The sequence below is a fragment of the Streptomyces sp. KR80 genome (assembly GCF_052245555.1).
GTDB lineage: Bacteria > Actinomycetota > Actinomycetes > Streptomycetales > Streptomycetaceae > Streptomyces.
This window is the reverse complement of the sequence record NZ_JBQQCD010000024.1, coordinates 69,695-84,537: the sequence shown is the minus strand read 5'-3', so window position 1 is coordinate 84,537 and position 14,843 is coordinate 69,695. Positions and strand designations below refer to the sequence as shown.

Here is a 14,843-nt window from a genome sequence, read left to right as displayed (position 1 = left end):
TCCGTGGTCGCGAGGATCGTCCGCGTGGTCCGCGTCGTGATGAGGAGCGGGGGGAGTTCCGTCGTGAGGATCGTCCGCGTGGTCCGCGGCGCGATGACGAGCGCGGCGGTTTCCGTGGTCGCGACGACCGTCCACGGGGGCCGCGGCGCGATGACGAGCGCGGCGGTTTCCGTGGTCGCGACGACCGTCCGCGCGGGCCGCGGCGTGATGACGATCGTGGTGGGTTCCGTGGGGGTGATGAGCGGGAACGTGATCGGGGTCGTGGTGGGCGGCCGGGCGGTGGGTTCGAGCGTCGTGAGGAGCGGTCTTCGTACCGTCGGGATGATCGTGACCGGTACGGGGATCGTGATCGGGAGCGGTCGGGGTTCCGGCGCGACGACCGTCCGCGTGGTCCGCGGCGTGATGACGAGCGTGGTGGGTTCCGTGGTCGCGAGGATCGTCCGCGTGGTCCGCGTCGTGATGAGGAGCGGGGGGAGTTCCGTCGTGAGGATCGTCCGCGTGGTCCGCGGCGCGATGACGAGCGCGGCGGTTTCCGTGGTCGCGACGAGCGCGGGCCCCGCCGCCCGTACGGGCAGGGCGGCCGCGGGCGGGACGATCGTTCCCGCGGCTACGGCCGACGTGACGGCCGCGACAGGGGCGAGCGTGACCGCGAGCCGATCAAGCGGCTGCCGATCCCCGAGGACGTGACCGGGGACGAGATCGACAAGAACGTGCGGCAGGAGTTGTTGAGCCTGCCGAAGACCCTCGCCGAGGATGTCGCCAGGAACCTCGTCATGGTCGCCAAGCTGCTCGACGAGGACCCCGAGCAGGCATACGCGTACTCGCGCGTGGCGCTGCGGCTCGCCTCGCGGGTGGCCGCCGTACGGGAGGCTGCGGGCTTCGCCTCCTACGCCACCGCCAAGTACAGCGAGGCGCTGGCGGAGTTCCGCGCCGCGCGGCGGATGAGCGGTTCCCCGGACCTGTGGCCGGTCATGGCCGACTGCGAGCGCGGCTTGGGCCGGCCCGAGCGGGCCATGGCCATGGCGGGCGAGCCCGAGGTGCAGAAACTGGACCGAGCCGGGCAGGTGGAGATGCGGCTCGTCGCGGCCGGCGCGCGGCGCGACATGGGTCAGCCCGACGCCGCCGTGGTCACGCTCCAGGGCCCTGAGCTGGCGTCGACCTCCATCCAGCCCTGGACGGCGCGTCTGCGGTACGCCTACGCCGAGGCTCTCCTGGAGGTGGGGCGCGAGGAGGAGGCGCGCGAGTGGTTCGCCAAGGCCCTCGAGGCAGACCAGGGCGGGACCACGAACGCCTCGGACCGGCTTGCGGAACTGGACGGTGTCGAGTTCACGGATGCCCTCGATCCGGGGGCAGAGGCGGCGGACGAGGTGCCGGACGAGGCCGGAACCGAGACAGGAGACGGCGAGGGGATCGAGGCGGCCAAGGCCGAGGCGGAGAACACGCCGGAGGGCCAGCCGGAGAACGGTGCGGAAGCCGGCTCCGTAACCGTCGATCCTGAGGAGCGGGACAAGGACTGATCGGTTCACCCGTCGCGCCCACGCAAGGGAGGGCGGAACCCGGCACAGGGGTTCCGCCCTCGCCCATGTCAGCCCTGCTATCAGCCCAATTCGAGGCTCCGCAGCACCAGACCTGTCGCCGGTTTGGGACCGAACGAAGTGGACTTGCGGGGCATCTTCACGCCCAAGCGGGCGAGTTCGCGCACGACGTCCTCGCGGACCGGGTGCATCAGGACGGCCGTCCCGCCCCGTCGCTCCGCCTGCTCGACGGCCGCCGCCGTGTCGTGGATGTACCCGATGTGCTCGGGGCTGTCCGGGAGCCGCCACACATGCTCCAGCAGCACCGAGTGCAGGACAGTGGTGTCGAGCGTCCGCCAGGCTTCCGGGAGGCCCTGAGGAACCGTGCGGTCGAGCAGCGCGGGGTCCGGACGGTCGACGAGGTGGAAACCGCCGTCTCCCGCAAGGAGAAAGGCGTTGTCCCCCTTCTCGGAGACGGCCGCGAGCGCCTCCAGAGCCTTGGTGAGCGGGCCGTCCACCGGCCGTACCCGGAAGGATCCCTCCAGGGCCGCGGCCGCATCCGCGACCGACAGCCCGTGGAGGAGACGGTGGATGGCGCGTACCCGGAGCGGGTAGCGGGCGGTGTCCACGAGCAGGACCAGACCGGAGTCCCAGGGGCCGGGAGTCGCGTGCTCGTCCCGGAGCCGGAGGTAGGTCGCCCAGCGGTGGTGGCCATCGGCGATCAGCGCCTGGCGGAGGACGAGATCCGCGTCGATCTCGGCGAGTTCGGCCGGGTCGGTCACCGCCCACAGGCGGTGTCTGAAGCCGTCCTCCGTGGTGGTGGCGAGGAGCGGCACGTGCTGAATGGCTCGCTCGATGACCGCGGTTGCCCCGGCGGAGTCCCCGGCGGAGTCCCCGGCGTCGTCGCCACCGCGGTAGGTGAGCAGCAACGGCTCGAGGTTGGCCGCCGTCTCCCGCATCAGGGCGGCGCGGTCCTCGACGACGTCCGGCATGACGTCCTCGTGCGGAAGAACGATGCCTTCCTCGGGCGGGCTGAGCCGAAGGGCGCCGATCAGCCCGCGCTGCAGCATGTCACCACTGCGCTGCTCGTAGACATACAGCGCGGGGACGGGGTCGGCGGCGAGCACCCCTTCGGCGCGCCAGCGGTGCAGCGTCTCGGCCGCCTGCCGGTGGCGGGCGGCGGGAGTGGGAGCCTGGGGCAGGATCAGCCGGACGATGTTGTACGGGTCGGCGGTCTCGAGGTGACGCAGGCCGTCTGGCCGGACCACTACGTCGTACGGCGGGGAGGTCACGGCGGCGAGGCTGCCGACTCGTTCCGGGACGTAGCGCAGTCCTCGGAAGGGCGACAGGCGCAGTCCGCTGCGGGGAGTCCCAGGTGTGGTCATTGGTGCATGTTATGCGGCATACGCCGATGCGCGATGATCGGGGGACCACGGCAAGAGCGAGGAGCGAGACACCATGAGCCAGCAGAGCCGGAGCCGGACCGTGCCGCCGACCCGGACCCGCCCCGGGGCCGCGGACCGTCCGTTGTGCGAGGCGTACGACACGGCGCTGCTCGACCTGGACGGGGTGGTGTACGCAGGTGGTGCGGCGATCGCGTATGCCGCTGAGTCGCTGGTCGCGGCACGGGAGCGCGGTATGCACCTCGCGTACGTCACCAACAACGCCTCACGCACGCCGCAGGCCGTCGCGGAGCACCTGACGCGGCTCGGCGTGCCGGCGGAGTCCGGCGATGTGATCACCTCCGCGCAGGCGGTCGCCCGGCTCATCGCGGATCGCGTGCCCTCGGCGCGGGTGCTCACCGTCGGAGGTGAAGGGCTGCGGGCGGCGCTCCGGGAGCGCGGGCTGGAGCCGGTGACCTCCCTGGACGACGGGCCGGCGGCGGTGGTGCAGGGATACGACCCGGGTGTGGGGTGGGCGGAGCTGGCGGAGGCCTCGTACGCAGTGGGGCGCGGGCTGCCCTGGTTCGCTTCGAACACCGATCTGACGATTCCGACCGGGCGCGGGACGGCCCCCGGCAACGGCGCGCTGGTGGAGGTCGTGCGGATCGCTACCGGGAAGCAGCCCGTGGTGGCGGGCAAGCCGCTGCCGCCGATGCACCGGGAAACGATTCTGCGGACCGGCGCGCAGCGCCCGCTGGTCGTCGGGGACCGGCTCGACACGGACATCGAAGGCGCGCACGTGGGCGGGGTGGACTCGCTGCTCGTCCTGACCGGGGTGACGGATGCGGCCCAGTTGCTCGCCGCGCCGGCGGAGCGCCGCCCGACCTACGTGGCCGACGATCTGCGGGGTCTGCTGACCGGGCACCCGGAGGCCACAGCGGCGGGCGACGGCTTCGCCTGCGGAGGCTGGACCGCCGCCATACGGGACGGCGTGGCCACGCTCGATGGTGACGGGGAGGCACTCGACGGGCTGCGGGCGCTGTGCGCGGCGGTGTGGACGGAGGCGGGCGACGAGCCGGGCGACGCCGAGTGGAGCAAGGCGCTGGTGCGGCTTGGCTTCGCGGGCGAGTAGCGGCACACCTCAGGGGGCGCGGTCGCGAGCGCGGGAAGGCGCTACAGCAGCGAGCGCAGGCGCAGCAGGTCCAGCAGCGCCGCCTCGAGTTTGACCCGGCCGCTGCCCCACGCCTTGGCGAAGTTCAGCTCGCCGTCGACGAGGGCGATCAGGTCGTCACTGGCCATGGTCAGCCGGATCTGCGCCCTCTCCGGAGGCGGGCCGGGTACGCTCGTCACATTCCGGATGTGCCCCTCCGCGAGGCGCCCGACGAAGGTGACGTCCAGATCGGTGATACGGCAGCTCAGCGAACGGTCCAGAGCGGCGGCCCTGCGCAGGTCGCCGTCGGCCCGGGCGAGATTCTCCGACAGCCGCGTCAGCGCCCTGCCGCACTCCTCGATCGTCCTCATCGTGCTCGACCGTACCCCAGGGCTCCGCATTCCGAAGCGGGCGTTCTCCGAAGAAGGCGCAGTTAGGGGTAGCGTCGGGGCCATGAATGAGCCGATGCCCGGCGATGAGCGGGAGCCGGAGAGTGCGCGGGTGCCCGAGGGCGAGGCCCTGCCCGAGGACGTTCCTGGGCCGGAGGACGTTCCGGGGGCGGAGGACGTTTCCGAGCCGGTGGGCGGGCCGGAGCCCGGGCCTTCGGCGGACTCGGGTCCGCTACCCCTGGGAGTCGCCCGTACGCGCACGGGACACGCCGAGGTCGACGCCCGGCTCGAGCGGCTGGCCGACGCCGACCAGCTGCCCACCGAGGGGCACATCGAGGTGTACGAGGATGTGCATCGGGGACTGCGTGACGAGCTGACCGCACTCGACGCGCGGCCGGGACCGCCGCCTCCCACCCACCATCCCTGATCGAGGCCTACCGGGCCGCCGGTTTCCCCGCCTCACGACAGGAGCTGAACCCCACGTGGCACGACGCCGACTCGACGCGGAGCTGGTGCGCCGCAAGCTGGCCCGTTCGCGGGAGCACGCGAGCCAGCTGATCTCCGCGGGCCGGGTGACCGTCGGTGGCGCCACCGCCAGCAAGCCCGCCACCCAGGTGGAGACCAGCGCGGCCGTCGTCGTCACGCAGGACGACAGCGACCCGGACTACGTCTCCCGCGGCGGACACAAGCTCGCGGGGGCGCTGGCCGCTTTCGTCCCGCTCGGGCTGCAGGTCGAGGGCCGACGGGCGCTCGACGCCGGCGCGTCGACCGGTGGATTCACTGATGTGCTGCTGCGCGCCGGGGCCGGGCACGTCGTGGCCGTCGACGTCGGTTACGGCCAACTCGCGTGGCCGCTGCAGAACGATGAACGCGTGACCGTCAAGGACCGTACCAACGTCCGCGAGTTGACGCTGGAGCTGATCGACGGGAAGCCGGTGGACCTGGTGGTGGGCGATCTCTCCTTCATCCCCCTCGGCCTGGTGCTGCCCGCGCTCGTCAGCTGCGCCACGCCCGACGCCGACCTGGTGCTGATGGTCAAGCCACAGTTCGAGGTGGGGAAGGAACGGCTCGGCAGCGGCGGCGTCGTCCGCAGCCCGGAGCTGCGGGCCGAGGCTGTACGGGCGGTGGCCGGACAGGCGGCGGGTCTGGGGCTCGGCGTTCTGGGGGTCACGGCGAGTCCGTTGCCGGGACCGTCCGGCAACGTCGAGTACTTTCTTTGGCTGCGCGCCGGGGCACCCGCACTCGACCCGGCGGAAGTTGACCGTGCAGTGGCGGAGGGGCCGCGTTGACGACGACAGCACGCACTGTGTTCCTGCTCGCCCACACCGGCCGGCCGGCCGCCGTGCGCAGCGCCGAACTGGTCGTACAGGGGCTGCTCCGCAGCGGCCTCGGCGTACGGGTGTTGGGGCGGGAGGCGGCGGACCTTCCGCTGCCGTCGGCGGTGGAACTCGTCGACGCCTCGCAGGACGTGCTGAACGGCTGTGAACTGCTGGTGGTGCTCGGCGGGGACGGCACCCTGCTGCGCGGCGCCGAGCTCGCGCGGGCCTCCGGGGTACCGATGCTCGGCGTCAACCTCGGCCGCATCGGCTTCCTCGCCGAGGCCGAGCGCGATGACCTCGACAAGGTGGTCGAGCGAGTCGTCACGCGCAGTTATCAGGTCGAGGAGCGGATGACCATCGACGTCCAGGTGCGCACCAACGGGCAGATCGTGCACCAGGACTGGGCGCTCAACGAGGCGTCGGTGGAGAAGGCCGCGCGGGAGCGGCTGCTGGAGGTCGTGACGGAGGTCGACGGCCGGCCGGTCTCGCGCTTCGGCTGCGACGGTGTCGTCTGCGCCACCCCCACCGGCTCGACGGCATACGCGTTCTCGGCGGGCGGCCCCGTGGTGTGGCCGGAGGTCGAGGCGCTGCTCATGGTTCCGATCAGCGCCCATGCGCTCTTCGCGAAGCCGTTGATCACGGCGCCCGACTCGGTGCTCGCGGTCGAGGTGCAGCCGCAGACCCAACACGGTGTGCTGTGGTGCGACGGGCGCCGGACGGTGGAACTCCCGGCGGGCGCGCGGGTGGAGGTGCGGCGCGGAGCCGTGCCCGTACGGCTGGCGCGGCTGCACCACGCGTCCTTCACGGACCGGCTCGTGGCCAAGTTCGCCCTCCCGGTGGCGGGCTGGCGGGGCGCCCCCCACTGATCGCGCCGGGGTTCCCTTCTCTTGGGTCTCCTAGGGGAGGCGGGTCTCTTGGGCCTCGGGAGGCCGGCCCGGGCGAGCCACCGTCAGCCACGGCTGTTCCCGGCCGGGCGCAGTGCGGACGGCAACAGCGACGCCGCCGCGCAGAGCCCGCCGACGGCGATCCAGACCAGGTCGTACGAGCCGGCGGCGTCCCGCGCGACGCCGCCGACGAACGCGACCAGACCGGCGCCCGCCTGGTGCGCGGCATTGACCCAGCCGAAGACGATGGCGCTCTGCTCGCCGTAGAACTCCTGGCAGAGCGCGATCGTCGGCGGCACGGTGGCCACGTCCAGCAGACCGAAGAAGGCGATGAAGAAGATCAGCGGTGCGTGGACGTCCGGCGCCAGCAGCAGCGGCAGGAACATGAGGGACAGCCCGCGCAGCGCGTAGTACAGGGCGAGCAGCCGCCGGGCGTCGAAGCGGTCCGTGAGCCATCCCGAGCCGATGGTGCCAGCCACATTGAATACGCCGATCATGGCGAGCAGGGACGCGGCGACCGTGATGGGCATGCCGTGGTCGTGGGCCGCGGGGGCGAAGTGGGTCCACATGACCCCGTTCGTGGAGGCGCCGCAGACGGCGAAGGTGGCGGCCAGCAGCCAGAACGGGCCGGTCCGCGCGGCGCCGCGCAGTTCGCGCAGGGTGCGCCGGGCGGCTCCTGGCACCGGGGCGGGCTTCGGCCCGTGGTCTTCAGCCGGACCACCCGGGGAGCCACCACCGGAGCCCGGGTCCCTGGCCCCGTAGGGCTTCAGTCCGACGTCCGAAGGGGCCTCGCGGAGGAGCAGCACGACGAGCGGCACGACGGCCAGCGCGAGCAGCGCGGGCGTCAGTGCGGCAGGGCGCCAGGTGAAGCGGTCGATGATCGAGGGTCCGGTTCGTCATGAGGACGAGCTTGCGACCGCTGATTCGGCTGGACGAGTGGCCAGATGGCCATCATGTGAAAGAATCGTGCCATGGTCGCCTTCGTGCACACGGGCCGGCACCGGGTCGCCGTTCTCGTCCGCCACGGCGTGCTGCCGATGGAGTTGGGCATCGTCCACCAGCTGTTCAAGCACGCCGAATCGGCCGACGGTGAGCCGCTGTACGAGGTGGTGAGCTGCGCGCTCGTCCCCGGTGAAGTCCGCACGGACGCCGACTTCACCCTGAATGCGGCTCATGGTCCAGATGTGTTGGGCGAGGCCGACACCGTGATCGTTCCCGCCTCCCATGAGGAGGACGGGAGCGGGTCCGATGGCCGGCTGCCGGCGCCGACCGCCGACGCCTTCGCCCGGATCCGTCCCGGCACCCGGATCGCCTCGATCTGTACGGGTGCCTTCGTGCTGGCGGCCGCCGGGCTGCTCGACGGCCGCCGGGCGACGACGCATTGGAAGTCGGCCGAGCACCTGCGTCGCCTTCATCCGGCCGTCGATGTCGACCCGGACGTTCTCTACACCGACGACGGGGACGTGCTCACCTCGGCGGGGGAGGCCGCCGGTATCGACTTGTGCCTGCATATGATCCGGAGCGATCACGGCGCGGCGATCGCGAACGCGGTGGCGCGCAGGACCGTGGTCCCGCCGCATCGCGACGGCGGACAGGCCCAGTTCATCCCGCGGCCCGTCCCCGAGCCGCGGATCTCCTCGACGGGTGCGGCCCGGGCGTGGGCACTGCTCCATCTCGACCGGCCGCTCACCCTGCGCGAGCTGGCCGGGCAGGAGTCGATGAGCATCCGGACGTTCTCCCGCCGGTTCCGGGAAGAGGTTGGCCTCACCCCCGTGCAGTGGCTGACCCAGCAGCGCATCGAACGGGCCCGGCAGCTGCTGGAGGAGACCGACCTTCCGGTCGACCGCGTCGCGGCGGACGCGGGCTTCGGCACGGCGGCCTCGTTGCGCCAGCATCTGCAGTCGGCGCTGGGCGTTTCGCCGAGCGCGTACCGCAGTACGTTCCGCGGCCCGACGGATGCCACCGGGCCGCGGTCGCGGCCGAGTGGCCGTGATGTGCGGCGAACGCCGGGTTCCGGTTGACCGGAACCCGGCCCCGTCCCCGGCACCCGAATCCACCGCGGTGGGGGCACCTCCCTGGGGGTACCACCCAGCGTTAGCTGGGGGAGGTAGCTGGGGGAGGCCCCGCGGCGAGCGGCGCGTGCCCTCAGGAGTGACCTCGCGGCCATCTCCAAGGGGAGCCCGTCGCGCACCGCCCTCGGAACCTCGTAAGGTCGTGTCCGTGTTGGAGGAGATGCGGATACGGTCACTCGGGGTCATCGACGACGCAGTCGTCGAGCTGTCGCCCGGCTTCACCGCGGTGACGGGAGAGACCGGCGCCGGCAAGACCATGGTTGTCACCAGCCTCGGTCTGCTGCTCGGCGGGCGCGCGGATCCCGCCCTGGTGCGGATCGGCTCCAAGTCGGCGGTCGTCGAAGGGCGGATCGCCGTCCCGGCCGGTGCCCCTGCCGCGCTGCGCGCCGAGGAGGCGGGCGCCGAACTGGAGGACGGGGCTCTGCTCATCAGCCGGACGATCTCCGCCGAGGGACGCTCCCGGGCTCACCTGGGCGGGCGGTCCGTGCCCGTCGGGCTGCTCGGCGAACTCGCCGACGACCTCGTCGCCGTGCACGGGCAGACCGACCAGCAGGGGCTGCTCCGGCCCGCCCGGCAGCGCCAGGCCCTCGACCGGTACGCGGGCGACGCCGTGGCAGCGCCGCTGGCGAAGTACGAGGCCGCGTACGGGCGGTTGCGGGCGGTCACTGCCGAGCTGGACGAGCTGACGACGCGCGCGCGAGAGCGTGCGCAAGAGGCCGATCTGCTGCGGTTCGGCCTTGATGAGATCGCCGCCGCCGAGCCGCGGCCGGGCGAGGACGCCGAACTCGCCGCGGAGGCGGAAAGACTGGGGCACGCCGAAGCCTTGGCCTCGGCGGCGAGCACCGGACACCGAGGGCTCGCGGGGGATCCGGAGGACCCGGAGGGGGTCGATGCGGCCACGCTGGTGGCGGGAGCGCACCGGGCGCTGGAAGCCGTACGGTCCCATGACCCCGCGCTGGCGGCGCTGGCCGACCGGATCGGCGAGATCGGCATCCTGCTGTCGGACGTGGCGGGGGAGTTGGCGGGCTACGCCGACGACCTCGACGCCGATCCGCTGCGGCTGGCGGCCGTGGAGGAACGGCGAGCGGCGCTGGCCCACCTGACGCGCAAGTACGGCGAGGACATCGCGGGAGTGCTGGACTGGGCCGAGCGGAGCGCCGGCCGGCTCACCGAACTCGAAGGGGACGACGACCGGATCGGCGAGTTGACGGCCGAGCGGGACGCACTGCGCGGAGAGCTGTCGGAGCTGGCGCAGATCCTGACCGATGCGCGGAGCGAGGCGGCGAAGCGATTCGCCGACGCGGTGACGGCGGAGCTGGCCGAGCTGGCGATGCCGCACGCGCGCGTGAGCTTCGACGTTCGGCAGACGGCGGATCCGGACGGGATCGAGGTCGGTGGGCGCGCTGTCGCTTTCGGCGCGACCGGAGTCGACGAGGTCGAGCTGCTGCTCGCACCGCATCCGGGGGCACCGCCGCGGCCGATCGCGAAGGGGGCGTCGGGTGGTGAGCTGTCCCGCGTGATGCTGGCCGTCGAGGTCGTCTTCGCGGGATCGGACCCGGTGCCCACGTATCTCTTCGACGAGGTGGACGCGGGCGTCGGAGGCAAGGCGGCGGTCGAGGTCGGGCGGCGGCTGGCGCGGCTGGCGAAGTCGGCGCAGGTGGTGGTCGTGACACATCTGCCGCAGGTGGCCGCCTTTGCGGACCGGCATCTTGTGGTGGAGAAGACGCATGAGGGGTCCGTGACGCGGAGCGGGGTCCTGGCGATGGAGGGCGAGGACCGGGTGCGGGAGCTGTCGCGGATGCTGGCGGGGCAGGAGGACTCCGAACTGGCCCGGGCGCATGCGGAGGAGTTGCTGGAGGCGGCGAGGGTCTCCGCTCGCCGCGGTGGCCGCCCCGCGTAGGGCCGCTCGCGCCGCGGTGGGTCGGCCTCCGGTCAGGGTGTCTCCCATCCACCCACCCCTACGACCCCGTCCCCTCCCGCCGGTGACCACGTGCCGGTCTTGGCCGCGCATGCTGGGGTCATCTGTGGGGTTGATTCGCTGAGTCCGACGTTGTGTGGGCCGCCCCGCTCGGGGGTTGAGGGTTCGGCCGGTGGCTGCGTGGGTGGGGGATGAGTCCCCCATGCCAGGGGGCGTTGGGGCCGTGGAGGCCGCGGGAAGCGCGGCCGACCGGCGCGTTAGGGTGGCGGCGGTCGACGGTGAGGGGAGTAAGGCGATGGGGGACAGCAGGGCGCGGGGAGCGGTGTCGGCCCTGTTCGCCGCGGCGGGGGCGGCCCGGGCCGTGTACGACGGAGTGCGTCGGACGTCGCCCGGCGGAACCGCGTTGTGGGAGCGCCGGAACCACTCCGGCCGGGTCGTTCAGCTCTGCGCCGGACCGGCCGTGACCGTCGGCACCGCGCTCGCCGTCGCATGCGCCCCCGCGCTGCCTGCCCGCACCCGGGCCGCCGGAGTGCTCGCCGTGCTGGCCGCCGGCGCCTGCGGGGCGTACGACGACGTGGTGGGCAGGGGCGACGGCCGGCGCGGCTTCCGGGCGCATCTGGACGCGCTGCGGAGCGGTGAGGTGACGACCGGGACCATCAAGCTCTTCGGGATCGGCGCGGCCGGGCTCGTCGCCGGAGCCCTGCTCAAGGAGCGACCTGCCGACAAGGTCCTCGCCGGTGCCGCCATCGCCGGCACCGCCCACGCCGTGAACCTCCTCGACGTACGCCCCGGCCGGGCCGCGAAGGCCGTGCTCGCCGTCGCCGTGCCCGGTCTCCTGCGCGGTGGTGCCGCCGGAGTGGTGTCAGCCGCGACGATGGGAGCCACGGCCGCGGTCCTCGGCGAGGACCTAGGCGAGCGCACCATGCTCGGCGACTGTGGCGCGCATGCGCTCGGTGCCGGACTCGGGGTGGCCGTCGCGGCGGCCGGTGGCCGAACCCGGTTGGTGCTGCACGCCACCGCCGTCGCCGCCGCGGCCGCCGTCGGGGAGGCCGCCGGCGACGGCGCGGTCTGGCGGGAGCTCGCCGTGCTGCGCGCGTGGGACACCCTGGGCCGCCGGCCGGAACCGGCCGGCGTGTTCTCCCGCGGGGCCACCCCCGTACGGCCCGGGGTCGTGAAACGGCCGTAGCCCGGTCGGGTGACGGCGGTCAGCACACGGGCGGGCGTGGCACGGCGAGCGTGGGCCGGCGATTCCCGGGCGGTGGACGGGACTGGCATTCTGGGTGCGCGCCACCGCACGTCCGACGCCCGATCAGGAGCTCCACCCGCGTGAGCAGTACACCGGTCCCGCCGCAGGGGCAGTCGACGTTGCACGCCGTCCAGGTGGTGGGGCGCGGCAGTTCGGGCAGTGGCGCGCACGTCCGGTCGTTGACGGCCGGGCTCGTCGCCCGGGGCGTACACGTGACCGTGTGCGCCCCGTACGCCGCTGAGCACGCCTACGACTTCACCGGCGCCGGTGCGTGCTTCGCACCAGCCGCGGCACGGACGGATCCCGCTGCCGTGGCGGCGCTGCGGACGGCGTGCGCGGGAGCGGACCTCGTCCACGCGCACGGGCTGCGTGCCGCGGTACGGGCTTCCCTGGCGCTGGGCGGACGCCGTACGCCACTGGTCGTCACCTGGCACACCCGGGCGCACGCCGAGGGCGCGCGGGCTCATCTGGTGCGCCTCATGGAACGCCGGGCGGCCCGGGCCGCCGCCGTCGTGCTCGGTACGTCCTCCGAACTGGTGGACCGCGCCCGTCGTCGAGGGGCGCGCGATGCCAGGTTCGCGCCGGTCGCGGTACCCGCCCCCGGGCCGCGGCCGATCGTCGTCATCGACGACCAGGACGATGGTTCGCGCGACAAACTGCGCGTCGAACTGGGAGCCGCGGACCGGCCCTTGCTGCTCACCGTCGGCAGGCTGGAAGCGTCGCAGGGGCATGCGACGCTGCTCGACGCGGCACGTGCCTGGCGCTCCCTGGAGCCCCCGCCGCTGCTCGCCATCGCGGGCGAGGGGCCCGAACGGGCCGCACTCCAGCAGCGCATCGACGCCGAGGATCTGCCGGTGCGGCTGCTCGGCCGCCGCAAGGACGTGCCGGTCCTGCTCACTGCGGCCGATGTCGCGGTCCTCCCGAGCCGTTGGGAGTCCCGCGCCCTCTTCGCCCAGGAGGCCCTGCGTACCGGCGTGCCGCTGGTCGCCACCGCCGTCGGCGGTGTCCCGGAACTCGTCGGCGACGCCGCGGAACTGGTTCCGTACGGGGATGCGGCGGCTCTTGCGGACGCGGTCCACGGACTGCTCGGCGACTCCGGGCGGCGGCTCCGGCTCGCGGCGGAGGGGCGGGCGCAGGCCGCGACCTGGCCGACCGAGGACGACACGGTGGCCCAAGTTCTGAGCGTCTACGACGAGTTCACCGAGCGCTGACGTCAGAGCGTGTGACGTCGCGCCTGGAGCGCGAGATTCAAGGTCAGGACCACCTGGGGATCGTCGAGGTCCGTGGCGAGGAGCTGGGAGATGCGGGCCAGCCGGTCGTAGAGCGTCTGGCGGTTGAGATGCAGCTCCCGCGCCGTCTCCGCCTTGCGGCCCGCGTGCGCCAAGTACGCCTCCAGCGTCGGGAGGAGCAGCGGTCGCGCCGAACGGTCGTGGGCGAGCAGCGGGCCGATCGCGCGGTCCACGAAGGCCGCGAGATCGGGATGCTCCCGAAGGCGCCACAGCAGGAGGTCGATGTCCAGCCGCCGCGCGTCGTGCCACGGCCGCTGCGGCAGCCCCTGGGCCGCGGCAGCCGCCTCCGCCGCGTGCCGCAGGCCCGGACCTGCGCTCGTCCAGTCCCCGGCGACGCCGACGACCACCGCGGGCGGCGGTGCCCCGGCGCGTTCGAGACCGGCCCGCTCGACACCTGCCCGCAGCGCGGCGGCGACCCGGTCGGCCGCGGCCGACCGCTCCGACTCCGAGCGCAGGCCGACCAGCAGCGGAACGCGGCCCTCCACCGGCCGCACGCCCAGCAGCACCGGCAAGCCGATCGTCGTCGTCTCCTCCTGGACCGCGCGGACCAGCACCGCCCAGTCGCCCGGCGGGATCAGTTCGGCGGGGAGCCGCATGACCACCGGCAGCAGCAGTTCGCCGACCGGACGGAAGCCCAGTACGCGGGCCTGTGCGGGGGCGTCCTCCGGCGCGGTCCGGCCTTCGGCGAGGTCGGTGAGGAAGTCGCCGCGGCCGCGGGCCGCCAGTTCCTCCTCCTGGCGGGCCTGCATGAGGACCACGGCGAGCAGCCCGGCCGTACGCTCCGCGGCTATCCGGTGAACCGGCGCGAGGGTGCCGTCGACCGGCAGGATCACCAAGCGGGCCCGTACCGAGCCGGGGCCCGGCCCGCCGCCGGGAATGTCCACGGTCACACCGGTCGCCGGCGGCTCGGAGCCCCGTCCGGAGCGCTGGCGGCGCAGACCGTCCCACACCTGTACCGGGTCCGCGGCATCGCTCCGCCCGGCCGCGTACAGCAACTGCCCGTCAGGGGTTTCCAGGAAGACCGGATTGCCCGCGAAGTCCGCCAGCAGTCGCAGCACATCCGGCGCTCCGCCGCCCCGCAGCAGCAGATCGGTGCAGCGCCGGTGGACCTCCTCCGCGCTGCGGAGCATCGCGTAGTGGCCGTTGACGATCTCGGTGTGGATCTCCTCCGTGACGGTCACGAAGGGCACCTGGCGGTGCAGCTGTACGAGCGGGAGACCGCAGGAGCGCGCCGCGTCCAGGAGCGGAGCGGGCAGCTCCGTGAACCGGCCGCCCAGCTCCACGACGAGCGCCGCGATGCCGCGGTCGGCGAGCCTGCGGACGAAGCCGCGCTGCTCGGCCGGGCGGGTGCCGAGTCCGAGGCCGGTGGTGAGCAGCAGTTCCCCGCCCTTGAGGAGGGAAGCGATATCGGGCACCTCGCCCGCGTGCACCCAGCGAACCGGCCGGTCCAGGTGCTCCTCCGACGCGACGACCTCCGGGAGTCCGCGGCGGAGCGCGGGCAGCTCGAGCGCCCTCCGCACGGTGATCCCGGCCTGCGTTTCCATGACGCGGACGCTACCGCGCGCGCCTGTGACGTGCACGGCTCCCCCTCCCGGGGGGCCGGCCCCGGACCCCGCCCTCCGTACGGGCCGGGCGCCGCAGCCGGTTTGTGGGCAATCGTTCCGCGGGGCTGGGGGCACC

Annotated in this window: 12 protein-coding genes and 2 pseudogenes; 10 read left to right on the top strand and 4 right to left on the bottom strand. The window is 73.5% G+C overall.

The window, feature by feature from the left end; all coding sequences use genetic code 11:
* Together ACTWQI_RS26290 and ACTWQI_RS26285 are read left to right on the top strand one after the other, a co-directional pair.
* Window positions 1-687, top strand: a pseudogene (locus ACTWQI_RS26290) (hypothetical protein); the annotation flags it as partial.
* Window positions 688-710: 23 nt separating this feature from the next.
* Window positions 711-1,517, top strand: a complete 807-nt coding sequence (locus tag ACTWQI_RS26285) for a tetratricopeptide repeat protein (protein WP_443274234.1) — start codon at window positions 711-713, stop codon at window positions 1,515-1,517.
* An 80-nt stretch (window positions 1,518-1,597) separates the two neighbouring features.
* Here ACTWQI_RS26285 and ACTWQI_RS26280 read toward each other — a convergent pair whose 3' ends face one another.
* Entirely contained in the window at window positions 1,598-2,899 is a 1,302-nt protein-coding gene (locus ACTWQI_RS26280) for a DUF1015 domain-containing protein (RefSeq protein WP_443274225.1), read from the bottom strand.
* A gap of 73 nt (window positions 2,900-2,972) precedes the next feature.
* Between ACTWQI_RS26280 and ACTWQI_RS26275 the strand changes: the two genes are divergently transcribed.
* Window positions 2,973-4,028, top strand: coding sequence for an HAD-IIA family hydrolase (locus ACTWQI_RS26275; RefSeq protein WP_443274224.1), 1,056 nt, complete (start codon window positions 2,973-2,975; stop codon window positions 4,026-4,028).
* Between the two features lie 41 nt (window positions 4,029-4,069).
* Here the strand turns inward: ACTWQI_RS26275 and ACTWQI_RS26270 are convergent, their stop codons facing one another.
* Complete coding sequence (locus tag ACTWQI_RS26270) at window positions 4,070-4,417, bottom strand: SCP2 sterol-binding domain-containing protein (protein WP_443274223.1); 348 nt, start codon at window positions 4,415-4,417, stop codon at window positions 4,070-4,072.
* Between the two features lie 82 nt (window positions 4,418-4,499).
* On the opposite strand from ACTWQI_RS26270, the gene ACTWQI_RS26265 reads away from it, so the two are divergent.
* The 3 genes from ACTWQI_RS26265 to ACTWQI_RS26255 are packed head-to-tail and all read left to right on the top strand — an operon-like array spanning window position 4,500 to window position 6,620.
* Window positions 4,500-4,862, top strand: a complete 363-nt coding sequence (locus ACTWQI_RS26265; protein WP_443274222.1) for a hypothetical protein — start codon at window positions 4,500-4,502, stop codon at window positions 4,860-4,862.
* 55 nt (window positions 4,863-4,917) lie between these two features.
* Window positions 4,918-5,724, top strand: a complete 807-nt coding sequence (locus tag ACTWQI_RS26260) for a TlyA family RNA methyltransferase (protein WP_443274221.1) — start codon at window positions 4,918-4,920, stop codon at window positions 5,722-5,724.
* Window positions 5,721-6,620: an NAD kinase gene (locus ACTWQI_RS26255; RefSeq protein ID WP_443274220.1), complete on the top strand. Its 900-nt coding sequence runs from the start codon at window positions 5,721-5,723 to the stop codon at window positions 6,618-6,620. Before ACTWQI_RS26260 ends, ACTWQI_RS26255 begins: the two co-directional genes overlap by 4 nt.
* Window positions 6,621-6,703: 83 nt before the next feature.
* Here the strand turns inward: ACTWQI_RS26255 and ACTWQI_RS26250 are convergent.
* A pseudogene (locus tag ACTWQI_RS26250) lies at window positions 6,704-7,519 on the bottom strand (MFS transporter); the annotation flags it as partial.
* A gap of 90 nt (window positions 7,520-7,609) precedes the next feature.
* Here ACTWQI_RS26250 and ACTWQI_RS26245 point away from each other — a divergent pair.
* From ACTWQI_RS26245 to ACTWQI_RS26230, 4 genes are all read left to right on the top strand, one after another.
* Complete coding sequence (locus tag ACTWQI_RS26245; RefSeq protein WP_443274219.1) at window positions 7,610-8,659, top strand: GlxA family transcriptional regulator; 1,050 nt, start codon at window positions 7,610-7,612, stop codon at window positions 8,657-8,659.
* 211 nt (window positions 8,660-8,870) lie between these two features.
* The gene (gene recN / locus ACTWQI_RS26240; RefSeq protein WP_443274233.1) at window positions 8,871-10,610 is read left to right on the top strand and encodes a DNA repair protein RecN; all 1,740 of its coding nucleotides are present in this window, start codon (window positions 8,871-8,873) and stop codon (window positions 10,608-10,610) included.
* Between the two features lie 313 nt (window positions 10,611-10,923).
* Window positions 10,924-11,814, top strand: a complete 891-nt coding sequence (locus ACTWQI_RS26235; protein WP_443274218.1) for a hypothetical protein — start codon at window positions 10,924-10,926, stop codon at window positions 11,812-11,814.
* Window positions 11,815-11,954: 140 nt separating this feature from the next.
* Window positions 11,955-13,085 carry a glycosyltransferase family 4 protein gene (locus ACTWQI_RS26230; RefSeq protein WP_443274217.1) on the top strand — a complete coding sequence of 377 codons (1,131 nt, stop codon included), beginning with the start codon at window positions 11,955-11,957 and terminating at the stop codon, window positions 13,083-13,085.
* Window positions 13,086-13,087: 2 nt separating this feature from the next.
* Here the strand turns inward: ACTWQI_RS26230 and ACTWQI_RS26225 are convergent, their stop codons facing one another.
* The gene (locus ACTWQI_RS26225) at window positions 13,088-14,707 is read right to left on the bottom strand and encodes a PucR family transcriptional regulator (protein WP_443274216.1); all 1,620 of its coding nucleotides are present in this window, start codon (window positions 14,705-14,707) and stop codon (window positions 13,088-13,090) included.
* Window positions 14,708-14,843 lie beyond the last annotated feature (136 nt).